This is a genomic window from Mycobacterium hippophais (assembly GCF_027529605.1).
GTDB lineage: Bacteria > Actinomycetota > Actinomycetes > Mycobacteriales > Mycobacteriaceae > Mycobacterium > Mycobacterium arseniciresistens.
The window spans coordinates 90115-112023 of the sequence record NZ_JAPZPY010000010.1 but is presented as its reverse complement, the minus strand read 5'-3'; the positions used below and the strand labels follow the sequence as shown (position 1 = coordinate 112023).

The 21909-nt window shown below is 68.1% G+C and carries 19 protein-coding genes; 13 read left to right on the top strand and 6 right to left on the bottom strand.

Annotation, left to right across the window (positions count from 1 at the left end; genetic code table 11):
• Nucleotides 1-10: 10 nt before the first annotated feature.
• Nucleotides 11-1009, bottom strand: a complete 999-nt coding sequence (locus tag O6P37_RS20310; protein WP_269895774.1) for an NAD-dependent epimerase/dehydratase family protein — start codon at nt 1007-1009, stop codon at nt 11-13.
• Nucleotides 1010-1253: 244 nt separating this feature from the next.
• Between O6P37_RS20310 and O6P37_RS20305 the strand changes: the two genes are divergently transcribed.
• The 3 genes from O6P37_RS20305 to O6P37_RS20295 all read left to right on the top strand — a co-directional run bounded on the left by O6P37_RS20305 (nt 1254) and on the right by O6P37_RS20295 (nt 6216).
• Nucleotides 1254-2459 carry a cytochrome P450 gene (locus O6P37_RS20305; RefSeq protein WP_269895773.1) on the top strand — a complete coding sequence of 402 codons (1206 nt, stop codon included), beginning with the start codon at nt 1254-1256 and terminating at the stop codon, nt 2457-2459.
• Nucleotides 2460-2507: 48 nt separating this feature from the next.
• Nucleotides 2508-4700 (top strand): MMPL family transporter, encoded by a 2193-nt coding sequence (locus O6P37_RS20300; RefSeq protein WP_269895772.1) that lies wholly within the window; start codon nt 2508-2510, stop codon nt 4698-4700.
• A 97-nt stretch (nt 4701-4797) separates the two neighbouring features.
• Nucleotides 4798-6216 carry a wax ester/triacylglycerol synthase family O-acyltransferase gene (locus O6P37_RS20295; protein WP_269895771.1) on the top strand — a complete coding sequence of 473 codons (1419 nt, stop codon included), beginning with the start codon at nt 4798-4800 and terminating at the stop codon, nt 6214-6216.
• A gap of 19 nt (nt 6217-6235) precedes the next feature.
• Here the strand turns inward: O6P37_RS20295 and O6P37_RS20290 are convergent, their stop codons facing one another.
• Both O6P37_RS20290 and O6P37_RS20285 read right to left on the bottom strand, forming a co-directional pair.
• Entirely contained in the window at nt 6236-7096 is an 861-nt protein-coding gene (locus O6P37_RS20290; protein ID WP_269895770.1) for a Coq4 family protein, read from the bottom strand.
• Between the two features lie 201 nt (nt 7097-7297).
• On the bottom strand, nt 7298-8563 hold the full coding sequence (locus O6P37_RS20285; RefSeq protein ID WP_269895769.1) for a cytochrome P450: 1266 nt from the start codon (nt 8561-8563) through the stop codon (nt 7298-7300).
• Between the two features lie 327 nt (nt 8564-8890).
• On the opposite strand from O6P37_RS20285, the gene O6P37_RS20280 reads away from it, so the two are divergent.
• Together O6P37_RS20280 and O6P37_RS20275 are read left to right on the top strand one after the other, a co-directional pair.
• The gene (locus O6P37_RS20280) at nt 8891-10291 is read left to right on the top strand and encodes an acyl-CoA dehydrogenase family protein (protein WP_269895768.1); all 1401 of its coding nucleotides are present in this window, start codon (nt 8891-8893) and stop codon (nt 10289-10291) included.
• A 35-nt stretch (nt 10292-10326) separates the two neighbouring features.
• Nucleotides 10327-11541, top strand: a complete 1215-nt coding sequence (locus O6P37_RS20275) for an acyl-CoA dehydrogenase family protein (RefSeq protein ID WP_269895767.1) — start codon at nt 10327-10329, stop codon at nt 11539-11541.
• A gap of 10 nt (nt 11542-11551) precedes the next feature.
• Here the strand turns inward: O6P37_RS20275 and O6P37_RS20270 are convergent, their stop codons facing one another.
• On the bottom strand, nt 11552-12550 hold the full coding sequence (locus O6P37_RS20270; protein ID WP_269895766.1) for an acrylyl-CoA reductase family protein: 999 nt from the start codon (nt 12548-12550) through the stop codon (nt 11552-11554).
• A 72-nt stretch (nt 12551-12622) separates the two neighbouring features.
• A complete protein-coding gene (locus tag O6P37_RS20265) occupies nt 12623-13597 on the bottom strand; it encodes an esterase family protein (protein ID WP_269895765.1) in 975 nt (324 codons plus the stop codon).
• A 382-nt stretch (nt 13598-13979) separates the two neighbouring features.
• On the opposite strand from O6P37_RS20265, the gene O6P37_RS20260 reads away from it, so the two are divergent.
• Genes O6P37_RS20260 through O6P37_RS20250 form a run of 3 tightly spaced genes read left to right on the top strand, consistent with a single transcriptional unit; the run spans nt 13980 to nt 16150 of the window.
• Nucleotides 13980-15146: an acyl-CoA dehydrogenase family protein gene (locus O6P37_RS20260; protein ID WP_269895764.1), complete on the top strand. Its 1167-nt coding sequence runs from the start codon at nt 13980-13982 to the stop codon at nt 15144-15146.
• Between the two features lie 27 nt (nt 15147-15173).
• Nucleotides 15174-15560, top strand: coding sequence for a nitroreductase/quinone reductase family protein (locus tag O6P37_RS20255; protein ID WP_269895763.1), 387 nt, complete (start codon nt 15174-15176; stop codon nt 15558-15560).
• Between the two features lie 26 nt (nt 15561-15586).
• Nucleotides 15587-16150, top strand: a complete 564-nt coding sequence (locus O6P37_RS20250) for a TetR/AcrR family transcriptional regulator (protein WP_269895762.1) — start codon at nt 15587-15589, stop codon at nt 16148-16150.
• Between the two features lie 9 nt (nt 16151-16159).
• On the opposite strand, the gene O6P37_RS20245 is transcribed toward O6P37_RS20250, so the two are convergent.
• A complete protein-coding gene (locus O6P37_RS20245; protein WP_269895761.1) occupies nt 16160-16645 on the bottom strand; it encodes an SRPBCC family protein in 486 nt (161 codons plus the stop codon).
• A gap of 150 nt (nt 16646-16795) precedes the next feature.
• On the opposite strand from O6P37_RS20245, the gene O6P37_RS20240 reads away from it, so the two are divergent.
• Genes O6P37_RS20240 through O6P37_RS20220 form a run of 5 tightly spaced genes read left to right on the top strand, consistent with a single transcriptional unit; the run spans nt 16796 to nt 21901 of the window.
• Nucleotides 16796-17917 (top strand): homogentisate 1,2-dioxygenase, encoded by a 1122-nt coding sequence (locus O6P37_RS20240; protein ID WP_269895760.1) that lies wholly within the window; start codon nt 16796-16798, stop codon nt 17915-17917.
• A gap of 33 nt (nt 17918-17950) precedes the next feature.
• The gene (locus O6P37_RS20235) at nt 17951-19138 is read left to right on the top strand and encodes an alpha/beta hydrolase family protein (protein WP_269895759.1); all 1188 of its coding nucleotides are present in this window, start codon (nt 17951-17953) and stop codon (nt 19136-19138) included.
• Complete coding sequence (locus O6P37_RS20230; protein ID WP_269895758.1) at nt 19135-20376, top strand: CaiB/BaiF CoA transferase family protein; 1242 nt, start codon at nt 19135-19137, stop codon at nt 20374-20376. Before O6P37_RS20235 ends, O6P37_RS20230 begins: the two co-directional genes overlap by 4 nt.
• A complete protein-coding gene (locus O6P37_RS20225; RefSeq protein WP_269895757.1) occupies nt 20373-21287 on the top strand; it encodes a hydroxymethylglutaryl-CoA lyase in 915 nt (304 codons plus the stop codon). Before O6P37_RS20230 ends, O6P37_RS20225 begins: the two co-directional genes overlap by 4 nt.
• A gap of 2 nt (nt 21288-21289) precedes the next feature.
• Complete coding sequence (locus tag O6P37_RS20220; protein ID WP_269895756.1) at nt 21290-21901, top strand: TetR/AcrR family transcriptional regulator; 612 nt, start codon at nt 21290-21292, stop codon at nt 21899-21901.
• The last annotated feature ends 8 nt before the right edge of the window (nt 21902-21909 follow it).

The window sequence follows — 21909 nt, the reverse complement described above, 5'->3', positions numbered from 1 at the left end:
GGCAACGTGTTCACGAGGCGAGTGCACCTGCCTGCCGACGGGTGATGCGGCCGGTTCGGTGCAACCAGCGGATCGTATCGGCGTAACTGCTTCTCACGTCTCGAAGCGCGGGGCCAGGCGACCCGGTGCCCGGAGCGGAGGTGTCCGGCCATGCGGTCGCGAGTTCCATCGTCTCCGCCGACAGCGGCAGGTGCAGAGGCACCCGATCGGCGGCGCGCCCGAGTGCCCGCAGGAAGGCGCCGTTGAGGCGCATTCGCCGGACGCGGCGTCCGGTCAGGTCGTCGAAGAGTGCGATGAGTTCGGGCCAGCGCAGGAAGTGGCCGTTGACGACGCGGCGTCCGGGACGGCCATCGAAGGCCGAGGCGCTGATCAGTGCGGCCAGGTCCCGGACGTCGATGACCTCGTAACCCGATGTGGTGTCGGGCACGAGTTGGGACAGGAACCCCCCGACCGCACGGTTGCCCTCGGACAGGCCCGGGTCGTCCGGACCGATGACGCCGGGCGGATACAGGGTGGTGACGGGCGCGCCGTCATCCTGCAGCGCCCGCACGTAGCTGTCACCCGCGGCCTTCGACCGGGCGTAGGCGCCGCGCGCCACTGCGGGTGCGGATCGCGCGTCGATCGGCGCTCCCGGCGTGAACAACGCTGTCTGACTGGACAAATACACGATCGCGTCAATACCCCGGTGCACCGCTCCCCCGATCACCAGTTCGGTCGAGCGCACGTTGACGGTGTGCATCTCGCGGCCCCGGCGGGTTCGCGGGGACACGTCCGTCGCGACGACGGCCGCACAGTGCACGACGGCGTCGACGCCGCTCAGCGCCGCGGCCACGGCGGCCGGATCGGTCACATCGCCGACGACCACATCACCCGGACATTCTGTGCCGTAGACACGTTCGGCCTTCGCACGGTCACGGACAAGCAGTCGCACATCGTGTCCATCCGCGCGCAGCGCGCGCACGGTGTGCGACCCGACGAAGCCGGTGCCGCCGGTGACCAGGCAGAGCATCAGCCGCGCCGGTACATGTCGTGGAGATGATGCGGGAAGCCCGCGGCACACCGGAGCACACGGGTCGCCGTCACACCGACCATGATGACACTTCGCTTCGAAGCGGAACCACGATCGCCGAATGTGCTTGTCCGTCAATTGATTGGCTCACGTAGGCTGCCGATGCGAATCGACGCGATGGCGCCGCTGGGCAGTGCGATCGCCCGGGTCGCCGCTCGATGCCGGTCTACGGGAGGGAACCTCGATGGCTCAGCCGGACGTCATCTTCGATCCGTTCTCGGCCGAGTACTTCGCCGACCCGCACACGGTCTACCGGAGGCTGCGCGACGAGGCGCCGGTCTACTACAACGCCGAGCACGACTTCTACGCCCTCACCAGGCACAGCGACGTCGCGGCGGCGTACCGCGACTTCCGGACGTTCTCGTCGACGGGAGGCATCGACCTGGCGATGGTGAAATCCGGCGAGCCGCCGCCCAGTTCCATCCTCTTCATGGACCCACCCGAACACCGGCGGATGCGCGGCCTGCTCGCCAAGGCGTTCACGCCGAACGCCGTACGACATCAGCGCTCGACGGTGACCGACCTTGTCCGCAAACATCTCGGCGCTGCGGATCCCCGCCGATTCGACGTGGTGCAGGACTTCGCGGCACTGTTCCCGGTCGAGGTGATCACCAGGATCACCGGTGTGCCCGAACAGTTCAGCCAGCAGGTGCGGCACTGGATAGACGAGGCGCTGCACCACGACCCGGGGCAGCTCGAGCGCACCGAGACGAGCATGGCCGGATTCGTGAACGTGGCGATGTTCTACTTCAACCTGGTGCAGCAGCGGCGTGCAGAACCGCACCGGGACGACATGATCGGCACACTGATCGCCGCCGAGGTCGAGAGGGACAACGGCGAGCTGAGCAGTTTGGACGACCTGGAGATCGCCGGCTTCGCCACGCTGTTGGGCGGGGCAGGCGCCGAGACGGTGACCAAGCTGGTCGGCAACGCCGTCGCGGTGTTCGCCGACCATCCGGATCAGTGGCGCATGCTCGTCGAGGACCGCAGCATGATCGGATCGGCCGTGGAGGAGGTGCTCAGATACGAGGGGCCCGTGCAGCACAACATCCGGCGCACATTGCGGGACACCACCCTGCACGGGGTGACCATTCCGGCGGGCAAACCGGTGCTGCTCTGCGGCGCCTCGGCGAACCGCGATCCGAGGGCGTTCACCGATCCCGACACCTTCGACATCGACCGCGATCACTCCGAGGCTCAGCAACTCGGACTCGGATTCGGCGTTCACATCTGTCTCGGAGCCGCCCTCGCCCGGATGGAGACCGCGATCGCACTCGACCATCTGCTCGACTTCATGCCCCGCTACGACGTGCTCTGGGACGAGGCCAGACGGATCAGCTCACCGAACATGTCGGGATGGTCGCATCTGCCGGTCGCAGTGCACCGCTGACCGCGCGCTGATGTTCATCGCGCTCCGACCGCACGCAGAAAGGACTGGATGCTCGACGCCATAGCCCGGGCGGTCATCGCCGCACCACGACGTGTGCTCGCGGTGGCCGTCATGGTGATGGCGTTCGCCGGTGTCCTCGGCGCACCGGTCGGCTCGATGCTGTCGGTCGTCGGATTCAGTGATCCAGGTGCGGAATCCAGCCGTGCCAACCGGATACTCATCGACGACCTCGGCCAGGGTTACGTCCCGCTCTACCTCCTCGTCGAAGCACCCGGACCGGTCTCCGCGCCGCAGGCACGGGCGGTGATCGACGATGTGGTCGCCGACCTGCGGCGCGCCGGCGAGGTGGCCCGGGTGAACTCCCCCTTCGAGGTGCCCGATCCCGTTGCGGCCGGACTCGTCAGCAGGGACGGCCGTTCGGCGCTGCTCGTCGCGTTCCTCGACGGAGACGAGAGCGAGGGACTCGCCAACGCACCGGCCGTGCAGGAGCGGTTCGCCGGGGATCTCGGCGCCGGGATCACGGTCTCGGTGGGCGGACCGGGTGCCGTGTCCGCGCAGATCGCCGAACAGAGCCGCAGCGACCTGACACTCAGCGAGGCGATCGTGCTGCCGTTGAGCTTCCTGGTGTTGATCTGGGTTTTCGGTGGTGTGATCGCCGCACTGATCCCGCTCGCGGTGGGGGCGTTCGCGATCGTCGGAACGACTGCCGTGCTCCGCGGACTGGCCGAGGTGACCGAGGTGTCGATCTTCGCCATGAATCTCGCGGTGGCGCTGGGACTCGCCCTCGCGATCGACTACTCGCTGCTCCTCGTGAGCCGATTCCGGGAGGAGATCGCCTCCGGGCTCGAGCCACCCGAAGCCGTCCGGCGGACCCTGCGCACCGCGGGCCGTACGGTCGTCTTCTCCGCGGTCACGGTGGCGCTCGGGTTGGCGACGATGGCCGCTTTCCCCATGAGTTTCCTGAGGTCGTTCGCCTACGGGGCGGTGTCGGTGGTGGCGCTCGCGGCGGTGGCCGCGCTGGTGCTGGCGCCTGCGGCGATCCTGTTGACCGCAGGCCGGATCGGCAAGGCCGGCCGACGCGGCCCGCTCACCGAGAGCCGCTGGTATTCCTGGGCGCTCGCGGTGATGCGCCGGCCGAGAACGGCTGCCGCTGTGACGGTGATCCCGTTGATCCTCGTCGGCTTACCGTTCCTCGGAGTCGAATTCGGTTTCCCCGACGATCGCATCCTGCCGACGTCGACCGAGGCGCGTCAGGTCGGCGATCGCATTCGCGCTGACTTCACGCAGGAGGCCGGGGCGGCCACCGCGATCGTGATCACCGGCGCGGACGGCGTCGACGCGGGACTGCTCGACACCTATGCCGCCGATCTGTCCCGGGTGCCGGGCGTGGCAACGGTTTCCGCGTCGAGGGCGATCTATGCACGCGGGGCGCCGGTGGCGCCTCCTCTGAAGGCGGCCGTCGAGCGTGAAGACGTCGCGCTGATCACCGTCAGTTCGGTGGCTTCGCCGTACTCCCCCGAATCGAAGGCGGTGCTCGAGGATCTGCGGGCCGTGCCGAAACCGGCCGGCGCCGGGGTGCTGTTCACCGGCGCCGAGCAGTCCAACCACGATGCGGTGCAGTCGATCGAGTCGAAGTTGCCGCTCATGCTGGCGCTCATCGCGGTGGTGATGTTCGTGCTGCTGTTCGCCCTCAGCGGCAGCCTGGTGATACCGCTGAAGGCGTTGGTGCTCAATGTGTTGTCGCTGACGGCAACCTTCGGAGCGATGGTGTGGATCTTCCAGGACGGGCACCTGGGCGGCCTCGGAACGACGGCAACGGGGACGCTGCAGGCGAACATGCCGGTCCTGATGTTCTGCATCACCTTCGGTCTCTCGATGGACTATGAGGTGTTCCTGATCTCCCGGATCCGGGAGTTCTGGTTGGCATCCGACCGTACGGACGCCGCGAACACCGAGTCGGTGGCGCTGGGGCTGGCGAGCACCGGGCGGATTGTCACCGCCGCGGCGTTGATCATGGCGATCACCTTCGCCGGCCTGATCGCGTCGAAGGTGGCGATGCTGCGCTTCTTCGGACTGGGACTGACGGTCGCGGTGCTGGTGGACGCGACGGTGATCAGATCGGTGCTGCTGCCGTCGGTGATGGTGCTGCTGGGCCGGTGGAATTGGTGGGCGCCAGCACCATTGGTGCGTCTGCACGCGCGACTCGTCGGCGCCGACGACCGCCCGTCCAGGAGCGGGTGATGCCTACCGGTTCACCGCCGGCTGCGGTAGATTTCCTGAGAGTGCCGTTCTCGTTTCGGCAGAATCTTGTTCTTCACGGTGATCCGGGGGTGTCGACGTGACCATTCAACGACTCAGCGGCTTCGACACCAGCCTCTTGCGACTGGAGACCGCCGCCGAGCCCATGACGATCTCGGTGGTCCTGGAGCTGGACACGTCGACCATGCCGCGCGGATACCGCTTCGAGACCTTCCGAGAGGACCTGCTCGGGCACATCGGAGCGGTGCCCGAGTTCCGGACGATGCTCTCCGACCGACGAACGGACCTGGGCAACCCATTGTGGGTGCAGGACCGCGACTTCGACGTCGACCGGCACCTGCACCGCGTCGAACTGCCGGCGCCCGGCGGCAGGCACGAGTTGTCGGAGCTGGTGTCTCGGCTGGTCGCCGTGCCGCTCGACCGTACGAGGCCGCTGTGGGAGATGTGGATGATCGAGGGCCTGTCGGACTCGGCCTTCGGCACGGACGGGCGCATCGCCGTGCTGACGAAGATCCACCACAGCATGCTGGACGGTTCCGGTAGTCGCGATCTGTTCTCCCGGCTGCTCGGCACCGATCCCGATCCCTCGCCGCCCGCCCCGGTGCCGGATGCGGCTCCCCCGAGCCGCACGGTGATCGCCCGGGACGGCCTGGCGCGCATCGGCCGTCGCATCCGGCACTTCTTCACGGCGGTGCTGCCGGCGAGTGCGACCGCACTGGTCAAGGTGGTCCGCCGGACCGCCACCGGGCGCGGCACCACCGGCGTGCTCAGCGCGCCGCGAACGCTGTTCAACGGCGACATCACCACGCGCCGCGCCGTCGCGTACACCGGGCTGAGCCTCGTGGACGTCAAGGCTGTGAAGAATGCGTTCGGAGTGAAGGTCAACGACGTGGTGCTCGCGGTGGTGTCGGGTGCGATCCGTCGCTATCTGGTGGATCGCGACGCCCTCCCGGAGGAGGCACTGGTCGCGATGATCCCCATCGGGGTCGTCGACGAGTCGGACCTGTCGGGCGCCAACAACATGTCGGTGATGTTCTCCAGCCTGCACACCCACGTGGCGGATCCGGTACAGCGACTGCTGGCCGTCGCCGCGGCGACGGCGCGCGCCAAAGAGGCCAGTGCCGACATCGTCGGCACGCTGGTGCGGGACTGGGCCGAGTGCGCCCCGGGCCTCATGGGCGCGGTGACGTGGCTGTACGCCCGCTCGGGGCTCAGCGGTCGCCGGCCGTGGTTCAACCTGTCGCTGTCCAACGTCATCGGCGCGCTGGAGCAGTCCTACCTGCTGGGGGCCACGGTGCGCCGGATCTATCCGCTCGGACCGGTCCTGAACGGAGTCGGCCTGAACGTCTCGGTGGGCACCTACTACGGACACTTCGACGTGGGACTGGTGGCGTGCGCCGACCTGCTGCCCGACGTCTGGGAGCTGGCCGACGGCCTCCCGGTGGCGCTCGCCGAATTGCTTTCTGCTGCAGACGAACTCACTGCGAAGAGCTCTTAGCAGCGCGCGACCTTCGGCGTCAGGCGGGAACGGAAGCGCTCGACATCGAGCCGGCGCGCGCCTCGGCGAGGATCTCGTCGTAGTCCCATCGCGTCGGCTTCGGCATACCGATCGGGGTCCACTTCGTGAACCACCAGCCGTTCGGATGGGCCTCTTCGGCGGGCGCGACTCCCAGCAGCGCGCGCACCTCGTCGAGGGGCTTGTCGAGCAACTCTTCCCACGGCGCCGCCACGATGAGGTCGGCCCGGCTCCCCCGCTCGAGGGCCTCCCGATAGACGCGCAATTTGTGTCGCATCGACGCGCCGGGAATGAAGATCGCCATCAGATAGCCGAGCTTCTTGAGCGGCCCCGCGGGTTCCATCTGCCCGCAATGCAATCCGATGGTCGCCACCTCGCCGGCCATGTCCGGCCCGTAACCGCCGAGAACGTGGTGCATGTCGTGCAGTGCGGTGGTCCGCACCATGAGGTAGTAGAAGTCGTCCGACCAGTTGTACTTCTCGGCGAGCGGACGAATGGTCTTGTTCTCCTGGAACACCCCCGCGTCGAGCCGGTTGCTCCGTAGGAAAGAGCGGTACGCGTGACCCACGGTTCCCGGGGGCAGTGACGCCAGGTAGTCGTCGTCGCGCAGGACCGCCAGCAGGTCGGGCTTGTCCCGCAGCAGGATCCGGCCGGTGGGGTGCGAGCGCACCTGGTAGTACGACCGTGCGTACTGGGCCGCCTGCATGGCGAGGTACGCGAAGTACACCTGGTCGATGTGGTGACCGGTCAGGATGAAGCCGCGCCAGCACTTCAGGACTGTCAGCCAGCTCTTCTGGTCCGGCACGATCCCGTCGGGATTCGAATACTCGTCAGCGCGCGCAGCGACCTCGGTCGACGACATCAAACGTCCCTCCCCGGATTTGCGATGTTCACCGACCCTACAGCGGTGATCACCCCCCCGCCAAGGTTTTGCCGGCGCGGAGACCGGCGCGTAATTAATAGCCACACTGGTCAATTCGCGATTTCCCGGCCTGAACGATGCGGAGGCGAGCGGATTAACCACAACGCTTACGGCACGGTCTACCGTGAGGCCGACGACGGCTCATGCCCACAGCGCCCCGGCCGCGGCCGGTCCGGCTTCGGCAACTCTGTCGGTGGACCGCTCGCCTGGGGTGAACACCACCGGGATGCGGCGGTATCCGCGGGTGATCGAGTTCCCGTGGAAGTCGGCTGCGTCGCCGGGAGCGAGCGAGAGTTCGGGCATCCGTCGCAACGCCTGCTCGACGCCGATGCGGAACTCCAGCCGCGCGAGATTGGAGCCCAGACAACGGTGCACACCCGCACCGAAGCCGAGGTGCCGGTTCGCCGTGCGATCCAGCAGGCAACGGTCCGGCTCCGGGAAGGCGTCGCCGTCCCGATTGGCTGACGCGTAATTGACCACAACCGACTCTCCGGGATGGAACGTGTGCCCGCTGACTTCGACTTCCTTCGTGACGGTCCGCGGGATGCCGTGGATGGAGCCGGCGAATCGGAGGAACTCCTCGATGGCCTTCGGCATCAGGTCGGGTTCCCCGATCAGCCGATCGCGGTCCCCGTGATGCGTGGCGAGGTGATGGAACGCGTATGACATCGCGTTCGCCGTGGTCTCCAGCCCTGCCTGGACCAGCAACATCGCATTGGAGACGACGTCCTCGAAACGAAGTCTCTCGCCGTCGATCTCGGCGCTGAGGAGGACGTCGATCATGTCATCCCGAGGCGATTGGGTGGTGCGCAGTGACACCGCGTCGTGGATGTGCTGATAGAGACCGCCCCACGCCGTCATCCGATCCTGCTCGGTCACACCGTTCAAGGCGCAATCGGCCAGCTGCAGACACAGCGGGACATCGTCGACGGGCATGCCGAGTAGGTACTTGAAGAAGACGATCCCGGGCTGACGCCAGGCGATCTGCGCCAGGTCGCCCTCCCCCGCCTCGATGAACTCGTCGATCAGCAGGTCGGTCTCGGCGCGGATCTGTGGGCTGAGCGCCTTCATCCGCGCCGGTGAGAAGTATGGGTTCAGAACCCGGCGGAACTTCTGCTGCCGTGGCGGATCGAGGGTGATCACGAGGTCGCCGGCGAGATGCTCGGCGCCCTCCGGAGTCGGATTGCTCGAGAAGTGTTCCCAGTCCTGCAGGATCTGATGACATTCCCGGTAACGCACGGCGACCCAGGCGCCGCCCGGCGACGGCGCGAGGAACGGGGTGTCGGTGTGGGCGAAGGGGCCGTCGCGGCGCATGACGGCGTACACGTCGTAGAGGAACCCGTCGTCCTGGAAGTCCTCGTGCCGAAGGTCCCAGTCGGCGGCATGTGATTCGGGCGGCTTCGGCACGCTTGCGGCTCCTACCTGTGTCCGGCCGTGCGGCAACGCCCTCGCCGTCTCCCGGCAAAGACGATAGAGCTACGGCTCATCCTCACTGACTATAGTCATTCAGACAGCCGTCACGGAACCTGTCATCACGGTCCGAGTCGGTGCTTAAGTGCTATTCGACCGACGTCCACCGCCGAGCTTCCAGCGTTCGATGACCTCAGTCAGCAGATCGCCTCCCCGCGTGAATCCGGTGCCGGGCCCGGCTGTGACGTTCACGACAGAACGGGCGTACCTTACTCTGGAGTAAGATACGGTCGCAGGTACCGCCCGACGAAGTGAGGCTGTCGCATGACCAACACCCTGCCGTCCAAGAACGGCTCAGAGCCGAAGCGTCAACGGCGCTCCGGACGTGAGAGCGCCATCGGCCTGCAACGCCCCAAGCGGACGGCGACCTCGGTCGGGTTGGCCCTGGTCACGCCCCTCGTCGGCCAGGAGTTCCTGGACCGGCACGGGCTGCGCGATCCGCTCAATCGCGGCCTGCGCTACGGCGTGCGGACGGCGTTCTCGGCACTCGGCGCCTCCACCCGCCAGTTCAACCGGGTGCAGGGTCTCGGTAAGCCGCCGACGCGACTGAAGCCGAGCGGCGCGGATTACTTCGACCTCACGCCCGACGACGACCAGAAGATGATCGTCGAGACCGTGGCGGAGTTCGCCGAGGAGATTCTCCGCCCGGCCGCGCACGACGCCGACGCCGCCGCGGCGTACCCGGCGGATCTCATCGCCAAGGCCGCTGAACTCGGCATCACCGCCGTCAACGTGCCCGAGGATTTCGACGGCATCGCCGAGCACCGCGGCACCGTCACCAACGCGCTCGTCGCCGAAGCCCTCGCATACGGCGACATGGGACTCGCGCTGCCGATCCTGGCCCCCGGCGGTGTCGCGTCCGCACTGACCCACTGGGGCAGCGCCGACCAGCAGGCCACCTACCTCAAGGAGTTCGCCGGCGAGAACGTGCCGCAGGCGTGCGTCGCGATCGCCGAACCGCATGCGCTGTTCGATCCGACCGCGTTGAGGACCACCGCGGTGCGCACCCCGAGCGGCTACCGGCTGAACGGAGTGAAATCCCTGGTGCCTGCCGCGGCCGACGCCGAACTGTTCGTCATCGGCGCTCAACTCAACGGCAAGCCCGCCCTCTTCATCGTCGAGTCGGCCTCCGAAGGGCTGACGGTCAAGGCCGACCCGAGCATGGGCATCCGCGCCGCCGCACTCGGCCGTGTCGAACTCGACAACGTCGCGGTCCCCCTGGGCAACCGGCTGGGCGAGGACCAGGCCACCGATGCGGACTACTCGGAGGCCATCGCACTGGCCCGATTGGGCTGGGCCGCACTGGCCGTCGGCACATCGCACGCGGTGCTCGACTACGTCGTGCCCTACGTCAAGGAACGTGAGGCCTTCGGCGAGCCGATCGCGCACCGGCAGTCGGTGGCATTCATGTGCGCGAACATCGCCATCGAACTCGACGGGCTACGGCTCATCACCTGGCGCGGCGCCGCACGCGCGGAGCAGGGCCTGTCCTTCGCCCGTGAGGCGGCACTGGCCAAGAAGTTCGGCACCGACAAGGGCATGCAGATCGGCCTCGACGGCGTCCAGCTGCTGGGCGGTCACGGATTCACCAAGGAACATCCGGTGGAACGCTGGTACCGCGACCTTCGTGCGCTCGGCGTCGCCGAGGGCGTCGTCGTCCTGTAACGGCAACCTAGACACCAGGAACGGAAAACCCAGTCATGGCAATCAATCTGGAAATGCCGAAGAAGTTGCAGGCCGTCATCGACATGGCCCACGAGGGCGCCGCCGAGATGCTGAGGCCGATCTCGCGCAAGTACGATCTCGCCGAGCACGCCTACCCGGTGGAGCTGGACACCCTCGCAGACCTGTTCGAGGGCATCTCCGAGGCGAACACCATCTCCTTCGCCGGCGCCGAGGCGTTCCGCGATTCGAGCGGTGGCCCCAAGCAGAACGTCAACGGCGGGAACATGTCCGCGCTGGTGAACGCGCTGGAGGTCAGCTGGGGCGATGTGGCGTTGCTGTTGTCGGTGCCACGTCAGGGCCTCGGTAACGCCGCCATCTCCTCGGTGGCGACGCCCGACCAGCTGGAGAAGCTGGGCAAGGACGTCTGGGCCGCGATGGCGATCACCGAGCCCGGCTTCGGATCGGACTCGGCGGCGGTGACCACCACCGCGGTGCTCGACGGCGACGAGTACGTGATCAACGGCGAGAAGATATACGTCACCGCGGGATCCCGCGCCACCCACATCGTGGTGTGGGCAACCCTGGACAAGTCACTGGGCCGGGCGGCGATCAAGTCGTTCATCGTCCCGCGTGAGCATCCGGGTGTCACCGTCGAGCGCCTCGAGCACAAGCTCGGCATCAAGGCCTCGGACACCGCCGCGATCCGCTTCGAGAACGCCCGGGTGCCGAAGGAGAACCTGCTCGGGGACCCAGAGATCCACGTCGACAAGGGTTTCGCGGGGGTGATGGAGACCTTCGACAACACCCGTCCGATCGTGGCCGCGATGGCCGTCGGAATCGCCCGCGCCGCGCTGGAGGATCTGCGCAAGATCCTCACCGACGCAGGGATCGAGATCTCCTACGACAAGCCCGCGCACGCACAGAGCGCCGCCGCCGCCGAGTTCCTGCGGATGGAGGCCGACTGGGAGGCCGGCTACCTGCTGACCGTGCGATCGGCGTGGCAGGCCGACAACGCCATCCCGAACTCGAAAGAGGCGTCGATGGGCAAGGCCAAGTCCGCCCGGGTGGCCAGCGACATCACCCTCAAGGCCGTCGAGATGGCGGGCACCACGGGCTATTCCGAGGAGACACTGCTGGAGAAGTGGGCCCGCGACAGCAAGATCCTCGACATCTTCGAGGGCACCCAGCAGATCCAGCAGCTGGTCGTCGCGCGCCGGCTGCTCGGGCTGTCCTCCGCCGAGCTCAAGTAGTCCCGGACGGTCAGAAGCCGCCGGCGACCGCGACGCGTGTGCGCCCGGTGACGCCGCCGCCGACGATGCTGCGCAGCGTGTGCGGCGCGTCGAGGATCGACACGTCGCTGGTGATCGCGTCGAGGTGAGCCGGCCTGAGGTCGCCCTCGATCGCCCGCCAGAGCTCGCGACGCCGCTCGATCGGCAGCTGTACCGAGTCGATCCCCGCCAGGGTGACGCCGCGGAGGATGAACGGCAGCACCGTGGTCGGAAGCTCCGGTGACCGGGCGAGGCCCGACACCGCCGCCACGCCGCCGTAGTTCAGGACGCTGAGCGCATACGCCAGGGTGTCCCCGCCGACACTGTCGACGACGGCGGCATAGCTGGACTTGCCCAGCGGGCGGACCTTCTCGCCCTCGGCCGGCAGCCGGCCGATCACCTGGTAGGCGCCCAGCTCCATCAGGAAGTCATGGGCATCGGCCTTGCCCGTCGAAGCGATCACCTCGTAACCCAGCCCCGCCAGCAGGTCGACGCTGATACTGCCGACGCCCCCCGTGGCGCCCGTCACCAGGATCGGCCCGTCCTGCGGACGGATGCCGTTGAGGCGCAACACGTCAACGCTCATCGCGGCGGTGAAGCCTGCGGTGCCGATCGCTGCCGCCTCGGCCGTGCTGAGCGCATCGAGCTTGACCAGGTAGTCGGCGGGGTAGCGGGCACGGTCGGCGTAGCCCCCGTGTCGGCCGGTCCCGATGTCGTAGCCGTGCGCAACCACCCGGTCGCCGGGCGCAAAACCGTCGGCCGTGCTGGCGACCACGGTCCCGGCGGCGTCGATGCCCGGGATCAGCGGGTAGGACCGGGCCACGCCACCCTTAGGGGTGATGGCCAGTGCGTCCTTGTAGTTCACACCGGAGTATTCGACGGCGATGGTCACCTCACCGTCGGGCAGGAAGCTTTCGTCGACCACCTCCGGGTTCAGGGCGATCGATCCGTCGGAGTCCTGGTGCGCCACCAGAGCGTTGACTGCGGTCATGACGCCATCGTAGAGACGCGAAACCCCCGCGACGCACGAAGCGTGGCGGGGGTTCGGCGATCTTTCGTCGGGTCAGCCGATCAGCACCCGCTGCAGGTCGGGCTTCATCTGCTGCAGCTGCTGGCCCCAGTACATCCAGGTGTGGGTGCCGCTCGGCGGGAAGTTGAACACGCCGTTCTGGCCGCCCGCGGCGATGTAGCGCTCCTGGAAACTGATGTTGCTGCGCAGCGTCAGACTCTCCAGGAACTCCTGCGGCAGGCCTCCGCCGCCCAGCTCACCGGGCTTGCCGCTGCCGCAGTAGACCCAGATGCGGGTGCCGTTCGCGACGATCCTGTCGATGTTGACCGTCGGGTCGTTGCGCCGCCACGCCTCGCTGCCGCCCGGGCCCCACATCGGTTCGGACTTGTAGCCACCGGCGTCGCCCATCGCCAGGCCGACCAGGAACGGCCAATGGCCCTCGGACAGGTTCAGGAAGCCCGACAGCGAGGCGGCATAGATGAACTGCTGCGGGTGGTAGGCCGACAGGATCAGCGAGGCGGATCCGGCCATGGAGAGACCGACCGCGGCGCTGCCGGTGGACTTGACGTCACGGTTGGCCGCCAGCCAGTTCGGCAGCTCGGAGGTCAGGAAGGTCTCCCACTTGTAGGTCTGGCAGCCGACCTTGCCGCACGCCGGCTGGTACCAGTCGGTGTAGAAGCTCGACTGCCCACCCACCGGGAGCACGAGTGACAGACCCGAATCGAGATACCACTCGAACGCCTGGGTCTCGATGTCCCAGCCGTTGAAGTCTTCGCGGGCGCGCAGACCGTCCAGCAGGTAGACGATGGGCGATCCCGCGCCACCACTCTGGAACTGGACCTTGATGTCGCGGCCCATCGACGGGGACGGAACCATCAGGTACTCGACCGGCAGGCCCGGGCGGGAGAACGCCCCGGCGATCGCCGAGCCGCCCGTGAAGCCGATCACGCCGGGGAGGAGTGCCGCGACGGCGACGACCACCGCGAAGCGGCGGGCCCAACGGTTACGAATCTTGTCAACGAAGGTCATAGAGAGGAGTCCATCCATCTACCGGTTACCGCGTCATTCGCCAATACCTCGCGATCACAGATCGCAAATACGGCACCGCAGCAGTTTCTTCACTGCGCTGTCGCGCGCCCGCCCGGGCTGATCGTGAAAAACGGCAGCAGAACGGACCGAGAGATTCAGTTGTCGCGCCTGAAGTAAAACATGAGGGTCAAGCTGAGAAAACCCCGTCAAGTCGGCCGGACCACGTCCCGAGGTTCCGGACACCAAGCCGCCCGCCCGCGAAGAACGCCGCCCACATGCCGTCTACCAGGACAGACTGCGGCCGGTCGCCGTTTCAGCGACCGTATCGGCAGCCCCGCCGCGGACCGCTTTCCATACCTAAAAGTATGGTAGCTTGGCCGCCATGCTCACCTCCACGGCGGCTCAGTCACCGATCGGGCCCGCCTTCGTCGACCGCCTCGCCGAGCGCGCTCGAGAGGCCGAGGAGCTGCGGCGCCTGCCGGCGGCGACCATCGAGGACCTCCGCGAGTCGGGTTTCACCGAGCTGCTGGCGCCGGCCCGCTTCGGCGGCAGGCAGGCCGACTTCCCGGCGATCCTCGACCCCGTTCGCCGGATGGCGCACGGGTGCGCGTCGAGCGCCTGGACGATCGGCTTCTACGCGCTGCACAACTGGCTGCTCGCCCTGTTCGGCGAGCAGGCACAGGCGGAGGCCTTCGCGACGGGCCCGGTGCTGGCGCCCGCACCGCTTGCCCCTACCGGCCGCGGTACGCCGACTGCCGGCGGGGTGCGGCTGAGCGGCCGCTGGTCCTGGGCCACGGGTGCGATGCACGCCAACTGGTTCATGGTCGGTGCATTGTGCGGGCCCGACGACGGGTTCTATCCCGCGCTGGCGCTGCTGCCGACCTCCGATGTCGAGGTCGTCGACGTCTGGCACACCGACGGCATGCGGGCCACCGGATCCAACGACGTGGTGATCACCGACGTATTCGTCCCCGAACACCGCCTGGTCCGGGCCGCCGACATCTATGCGGGCACCGCGCCGGGCGCCGCCCTGCACGACTCCCCCACCTACCGCTGGCCGTTGGTGCCTGCGCTGGCGCTGTTGGCCGCGATGCCGGCGCTGGGCAGCGCGGAACGGGTCGCCGACATCTATGCCGAGCGACTGTCAGAGCGGGTGCTGGCGTACGAGGGCGTGAAGCAGAAGGACAAGCCGATGGCGCAGGCGCGTCTCGGCGAGGCGCAGGTACGGCTGCGGGCGCTACGTGGGCTGCTCACCGAGACCGTCACGGAGATCAACCTCCTGGTCCGCACCGGCGATCCGATCAGCCGACAGACCCGAGGTCAGGGCCGGCTGGTCGCCGCGCACATCGTGCACGAGTCGCGCTCGGTGATCGGGCTGCTGCTGAGCGCGTCGGGCGCCTCCGCCCACTTCGTGGACAATCCGCTGCAGCGAGCCAAGCGCGACGTCGACGTGCTGTCCGGGCACGCGATCTTCGACTACGACACCAGCCGGGAGCTGGCCGGCGCGCTGAGCGTCGGCCTTCGGATCTCACCGATCGCGATGGTCTGATCGGACGACGACGAGGAGGAGGAGACGATGGCCGAACTGCGCGATGGCTTCACCCGCGCGTTCCAGAAGTACCTGGCGAATCCGGTGATGCGGCTGGTGCCGATGCAGACGCTGCTCGAGACCACCGGACGCCGATCAGGTCAGCCGCGACGAACCCCGCTGGGCGGCAGACGGACCGGCAACACGTTCTGGTTCGTCTCGGAGTTCGGCGAGCGATCCCAGTACATCCGCAACATCCAGGCCGACCCCCGGGTGCGCGTGCGGCTGCGGGGCAGGTGGCACTCGGGTACCGCACACCTGCTGCCCGAAGACGACGCCCACGCGCGATTGCGTGAGCTCCCGCAATTCAACAGCTTTGGAGTGCGGACCTTCGGCACCAGCCTGCTCACCGTGCGCGTCGACCTCGACGGGTGACGATCCCCGGCACGTAGGATCCCGACATGGCGGCCCGAACGAGGACGAACAGTCGACTGTCGGTCGACGACTGGATTCTCGCGGGCTATTCGATCCTCGCCGAAGACGGCCTGCCTTCGCTGAAACTCGACCGGCTCACCGAACGACTCGGCGTCACCAAGGGCAGCTTCTACTGGCACTTCACGGACATGGCCGGCTACCGCGCCGCGCTGATCGAGAACTGGGGAGCACAGCGCGGTGCAGAGCACCGGGTGTTCGCCGAGATCGCGGGACATCCACCGCGCCAACGGTTGTCCATGTTGATCTCGGCACTCGTCAGCCCGCGGCACTGGCGGCTCGAACGCACCATGCGGGAATGGGCACGCTCCGACAAAGCCGTCGCGGCGAGCGTCGACGCCGCGGATCGGCGGGTGCTGCGCGCGGTGCGCCAGGCCTTCCTCGACCTCGGCTTCTCACCGGAGGAGACGGAGCTGCGCGCGGGCACGACGTTCGCCGCAGGCGTGGGGTTCCTGCACCTGGCCGGCTCGCGGCCGAGGCCGCTGACGGCGGCGCAGCGCGAACACTTCGTGGAGTTCATGCTGCGGCCGTGAGCCGCCCGATCATCCGCGGCGCGCCAGTTCGGCAAGGTGGTCGAGCGAGTTGTGCAGGTGCTCGATCGCGAACGGCGGGAACTCGATGTGCTCGCGCAGAGCCGATCCCACGCCCGACCAGTCGTAGGTGAGCGTGACACGAGTTCGAGCCGGATCCTCGGCCGTCAGGTCGTAGCGCCAGATCCAGCCGCCGAACTCGATGTCCCCGCCGTTGGCGGGCCGCTGGCCGGGCTCCCAGGCGATCCCGTGCGGGCGGTCGAAGTGCACCACCTTGTTCGCCATCTCGTAATGACCGTCGTCGAATTCGACATTGTCGTGGTACATCGCGATCCGGAATATCTGACCGGCCTCGGTCAGCGTGCGGCCGTCGAGCGACTCGCGCACCCACCCGGTGCCGTCGATCGCGGCATGCTGCGCGGGGTCCGCGAGGATGGCGAACACGGTGTCGGCGGAGGCGTCGACGGTCGTGGTGGCAGTGATGACGTCGTTCGGCATGGCGGTGGCCCTTTCTCGGCGGATGTCAGCAGAACCGACCCGGGCCGCACGCCGAACTCATCGCAGACCCTTGCGACGCTCTTGAGATAAAAGTAACGTCAGTTTCAGTTTCGCCCGTCCTCGACCGCCACCACGTCATCGGAGCCGCTGATGGAATCGTTCGTTCACCTGCACAGAGGCAAGACACCGCGGCGTCCGCACGCGGACCTCGACGGCCAGAAGGACGACGAACTCGGTCGCGGCGGGTTCACCGGGCGCACCGCCAACCTGTACCGGCGCAACGACCCAACCGAGTTCCGCGCCGCGGGTCCACTGCGTCCCCTCGACGTCCTCGGCGACCAGCTCAAGCCGTCCGACGCGGCCGACGCCGCCGGGGCGCCACTGCTGATGTTCTCGAACCCCGACTGCCAGGTGCTGCTGTCCCGGCGCGCCGAGGAGATGCCCTTCTTCGCCCGCTACATCGACGGCGATTTGTTGTCGTTCGTCCACAAAGGAAGCGGGTTGCTCGAAACGGAATTCGGGCCGCTGCGCTACCGCGAAGGCGACTGGGTGTACATCCCCAAGGCGTGCAGTTGGCGCCAGATCCCCGATCACACGGGGGACGATCCTGCCGAGTCCATGTGGCTGATGATCCAGTCCACCGACGACTTCCGGGTACCGCCGGCCGGCTCGCTGGGCAGGCACTTCCCGTTCGACCCGTCTTTGATCGTCGTTCCCGAACCGGCACCGATCGGCGACGGTGTCGGCCCGCACACCGACGGTGAGTACGAAGTGCGGCTCTACCACGAGGGCGGACCGACCAGCCTGTACTACCGGCACCATCCGCTGGACGTCGAGGGATGGCGGGGTGACAACTTCCCCTTCACCTTCAACATCGCCGACTACAACGTCATCACCTCCGACAGCGTGCACCTGCCGCCGACGGTGCACCTGTTCATGCAGGCGACCGGCGTCTACGTGATGAACTTCCTGCCCAAACCCGCCGAATCCGTGCCGGGCACCGAACGCACCCCCTGGTATCACCGCAACGTCGACTTCGACGAGATCGCGTTCTTCCACAGCGGCTCGCTCTACGGCATCCCGATGCCGCCCGGACTGATCTCCCACGCACCGCAGGGCGTGCATCACGGCGCACCGGAGAAGGCACGGGAACGGGCGAGGCGGAAGTTCGACGAGTACAGCCGGGTCGACTGGTCGGTGATCGCCGTCGACACCAGGCGCAGGCTCGTCCCGTCGGCCGAGATCCTCGCCAACGACCTCGGGCAGCACTGATGAGCGCTTGCGCGAAGAGGAGACAGCACTGACATGACGACCGCGATCAAGCACGAGTACGACCGGATCCCGTATCTGGTTGCCTATCAGAACACTTCAGGCGTTCGGGACGTCTACGGCGGCGTCGCCGAACTCGTCGTCCTGGAGAGTCATCTGCTCCGGCCCAAGACCCGAGCATCCAATACCGTGCTGGTGTTCATGCACCCCATCGGCGGCGGCGCCTACCTCCCGATGATGAATGCGTTGGCCCGCGCCGGACACCATGTCATCTACTGCAACAGCCGTTTTCGCGGCACCGACTCCGCACTGTTGATGGAGAAGGTGGTTGAGGATCTCGGCGAGTGCATCAAGGACGCCAGGAACCGGCTGGGCTACCAGAAGGTGGTGTTGGCCGGCTGGAGCGGCGGCGGCTCGTTGTCGGCGTTCTATCAGCAGCAGGCGCAGCGTCCCACCGTGACGGCGAGCCCGTCCGGCGACGGACCCGACCTCACGAAGCTGGGCCTCATCCCGGCCGACGGGATCATGCTGCTGGCCGCCCACATCAGTCGCCACGGCACGCTGACCGAATGGCTCGACGCCTCGATCCTCGACGAGTCCGACCCCATCGACCGCGATCCGGAACTCGACCTGTACGACCCCGCCAACCCCAACCAGCCGCCGTACACGGATGCGTTCCTCGAGCGCTACCGGCAGGCGCAGATCGACCGCAACCGGCGGATCACGAAGTGGGTCAGGGCGAAACTGGCCGAGCTGGAGGCCGCCGGCCGCCCCGCAGACGAGTTCGCCTTCGTCGTTCACGGCACCATGGCCGACCCCCGCTGGCTCGACCCGACGGTCGACCCCAACGAACGCGCACCGGGCACCTGCTATCTCGGCGATCCACAGGTGGTCAACAACGGCCCGGTCGGGCTGGCCCGGTTCTGCACCCTGCGCAGCTGGCTGTCGCAGTGGAGCTATGACGACGCCAACGGCGACGCCGTGAAGGCGGGGCCGGACATCGCGGTGCCCGCACTGGTGATCGGCAATCTCGCCGACGACGCCTGCACGCCCAGCCACACCCGCCGGCTCTTCGACGCGATCGGGCACCCCGACAAGGAGATGCACGAGATCCCCGGCGCCAACCATTACTACGCCGGTCCCGACCAACGCGCTCAATTGCGCCAGGCGGTGAGTATCGTGACGGATTGGCTGATCCGCCACGACTTCGCGAGGGCGCAATGACACCTACCGGCGGGCGAGAAGCCGACCCGGCGCACACTCCGACCGGCGCGCTCGACGGCGTCCGCGTCATCGAGGTGGGCACGTTGATCTCCGGGCCCTTCGCCGGCCGGCTGCTCGGCGACATGGGCGCCGATGTCATCAAGATCGAGCCGCCCGGCGCACCCGACCCACTGCGCACCTGGGGACAGGCCGAACTCGACGGCGAGCACTTCTTCTGGACGGTGCACGCCAGGAACAAGAAGGCGATCACCCTCGACCTGCGCACACCCCGCGGTCGCGAGCTGTTCCTCGAACTCGTCGAGCGCTCCGACGTCATCGTGGAGAACTTCCGGCCCGGCACGCTGGAGAAGTGGGACCTGGGTTACGACGTACTGCGCGATCGCAACAAGGGCATCATCCTGGTCCGGGTGTCGGGCTACGGGCAGACCGGACCCGACGCGCACCGAGCGGGATACGCCTCGGTCGCGGAGGCGGCCAGCGGACTGCGCCATCTCAACGGCTTCCCCGGCGGCCCGCCACCCCGGCTCGCGCTCTCGATCGGTGACAGCCTCGCAGGCATGTTCGCCGCCCAGGGCGCGCTCGCCGCGCTGTACCGGCGCTCGGTCACCGGCGAAGGCCAGGTCGTCGACACCGCACTCACCGAATCCTGTCTGGCCGTGCAGGAGTCGACGATCCCCGACTACGACGTCGGCGGTGTCGTGCGCGGACCCTCGGGCACGCGGCTGGAGGGCATCGCGCCGTCGAACATCTACAAGACCGCCGACGGCAGCTGGGTGGTGATCGCGGCCAACCAGGACACCGTGTTCCGCAGGCTCTGCCTGGCGATGGACCGTGCCGAGCTCGCCACCGACGACCGGTTCGCCGACCATGTCGCCCGCGGCCGCAACCAGGACGAACTCGACAAGATCATCGGCGACTGGGCGGCGGAGCGGCAACCGGGCGACATCATCGACGTGCTGTCGGCCGCCGGGGTGATCGCCGGGCCCATCAACACCGTCGCCGAGGTGGTCGTCGACCCGCAGCTGCTTTCGCGCGGCATGATCGCCGAACACCACGACGAGAGGATCGGGCGCACGGTCCTGGGGCCCGGCATCGTTCCGGTGCTCTCGGAGTCGCCGGGAAGCATCCGCAGCGCGGGCCCCTCGCGACCGGGCCGGCACAACGAGGAGGTCTACTCGGGTCTGCTCGGGCGGACCGCCGAGCAACTCGACGAACTGCGGGCGGAGGGAGTGCTGTGAGCGGGTTGCCGGACAGGGTCGACATCCGGGAGGTGTCGCTGCGCGACGGGCTGCAGATCGAGGCGCCGATCCCGTTGCCGGCGAAGCTGGAACTGCTGGAGGCGGTTGTCGCGACCGGCGTCCGCGAGATCGAGGCGACCGCCTTCGTGTCGCCGTCGAAGGTGCCTGCGCTCGCCGACGCCGCCGAACTGGCCGCCGAACTCGACCGGTTCCGGGACGAGCACGATGTCGAGTTCTCCGCCCTGGTGGCAGGTCCCGGCGGGGCGAAGCGCGCGATCGCCGCCGGCATGGGCTCGATCGAGTACGTCGTGTCGGCGGCCGACGGCCACAGCCAGGCCAACGTGGGGCGGTCGACGGCCGAGTCCACCGACCTGATCGCCGACATCACCCGCATCGCGCACGACGGCGGCGCCACCATCGAGGTCATCATCGCCACCGCGTGGGACTGCCCCTTCGACGGTCCCACCGACCCGCGCCGCGTCGTCGACATCGCCGCAGCGGCCACCGAACTCGGCGCCGACCGGCTGGCGATCGCCGACACGATCGGCACGACGACCCCCAAGCGGGTCGCGGACCTGGTCGCCGCCGTCCGCCCGGTGTCGGGCGACATCCCGCTCGGCGCGCACTTCCACAACACCCGCGGCGCGGGCCTGGCGAGCGCGTACGCCGCCGTCACCGCGGGGATCACCCGGCTCGACGCCTCGGTGGGCGGGCTCGGCGGCTGCCCGTTCGCTCCGGGCGCCAGCGGCAACATCGCCACCGAAGATCTCGTCTACCTGTTGCGCGACAGCGGCATCGAGGTCGACGTCGACCTGCGGGCGGCCATCGCCGCCGCCGACGTGGCCCGCCGGGTCGTCGGCCACGACCTGCCGAGCGCGCTGCTGCGCGCCGGCGACCGGATCCTGCCCTGACCGTGGCCACCGACTCGCTCACCGCCAAGGGCCGCCAGACGCGTGGCGCGATCGAGACGGCAGCACGGAAACTGTTCGCCGAACGCGGCTTCCACGGCACCACGCTTGCCGACATCACCGCTGCGGCGGGCAAGTCACCCGCGGTGTTCTACCGCTACTACCGCGACAAGGAAGACCTGCTGGTCGCGCTCGCGGAGTCTTTCCTGCACGACGTGGTGGTGCCGTCCGGACTCACCGTCCATCTGCCCGAGTCGGCGGACGACACGGCCTTCTTCTCGGCCGTGGTCACCGGCTACTGGAACATGTTCAAGCAGAACATCGGCATCATGATCGCGGTCAACCAGCTGGCCGACACCCGACCCAGATTCGCCGACGTGCAGAACGAGTTCCGGCGCTTCGGCGTCGACATGGTCTCCGCGACCGTGCGCCGCGCGCAGGAGCAGGGCTACGCCGCCGACCTCGATCCCGGCCACACCGGCGCGGCGATCGCGCTGCTGTTCGAGAACTTCACCGCGGTGTTCCTGCGGCCCAACGGCCTCGGGCTGCGGATCGGCGATGCCGAGGCGATCACCACGCTGTCGACGATCTGGAAGAAGACACTGTACGGCTACTGAGCACCAGA

Excerpts from the sequence above, each read along its gene's own strand:
- O6P37_RS20310 (WP_269895774.1), bottom strand. The coding sequence starts at position 1,009 with ATGCTCTGCCTGGTCACCGGCGGCACCGGCTTCGTCGGGTCGCACACC.
- O6P37_RS20305 (WP_269895773.1), top strand. The coding sequence starts at position 1,254 with ATGGCTCAGCCGGACGTCATCTTCGATCCGTTCTCGGCCGAGTACTTC.
- O6P37_RS20300 (WP_269895772.1), top strand. The coding sequence starts at position 2,508 with ATGCTCGACGCCATAGCCCGGGCGGTCATCGCCGCACCACGACGTGTG.
- O6P37_RS20290 (WP_269895770.1), bottom strand. The coding sequence starts at position 7,096 with ATGTCGTCGACCGAGGTCGCTGCGCGCGCTGACGAGTATTCGAATCCC.
- O6P37_RS20280 (WP_269895768.1), top strand. The coding sequence starts at position 8,891 with ATGACCAACACCCTGCCGTCCAAGAACGGCTCAGAGCCGAAGCGTCAA.
- O6P37_RS20275 (WP_269895767.1), top strand. The coding sequence starts at position 10,327 with ATGGCAATCAATCTGGAAATGCCGAAGAAGTTGCAGGCCGTCATCGAC.
- O6P37_RS20270 (WP_269895766.1), bottom strand. The coding sequence starts at position 12,550 with ATGACCGCAGTCAACGCTCTGGTGGCGCACCAGGACTCCGACGGATCG.
- O6P37_RS20265 (WP_269895765.1), bottom strand. The coding sequence starts at position 13,597 with ATGACCTTCGTTGACAAGATTCGTAACCGTTGGGCCCGCCGCTTCGCG.
- O6P37_RS20260 (WP_269895764.1), top strand. The coding sequence starts at position 13,980 with ATGCTCACCTCCACGGCGGCTCAGTCACCGATCGGGCCCGCCTTCGTC.
- O6P37_RS20255 (WP_269895763.1), top strand. The coding sequence starts at position 15,174 with ATGGCCGAACTGCGCGATGGCTTCACCCGCGCGTTCCAGAAGTACCTG.
- O6P37_RS20250 (WP_269895762.1), top strand. The coding sequence starts at position 15,587 with ATGGCGGCCCGAACGAGGACGAACAGTCGACTGTCGGTCGACGACTGG.
- O6P37_RS20245 (WP_269895761.1), bottom strand. The coding sequence starts at position 16,645 with ATGCCGAACGACGTCATCACTGCCACCACGACCGTCGACGCCTCCGCC.
- O6P37_RS20240 (WP_269895760.1), top strand. The coding sequence starts at position 16,796 with ATGGAATCGTTCGTTCACCTGCACAGAGGCAAGACACCGCGGCGTCCG.
- O6P37_RS20235 (WP_269895759.1), top strand. The coding sequence starts at position 17,951 with ATGACGACCGCGATCAAGCACGAGTACGACCGGATCCCGTATCTGGTT.
- O6P37_RS20230 (WP_269895758.1), top strand. The coding sequence starts at position 19,135 with ATGACACCTACCGGCGGGCGAGAAGCCGACCCGGCGCACACTCCGACC.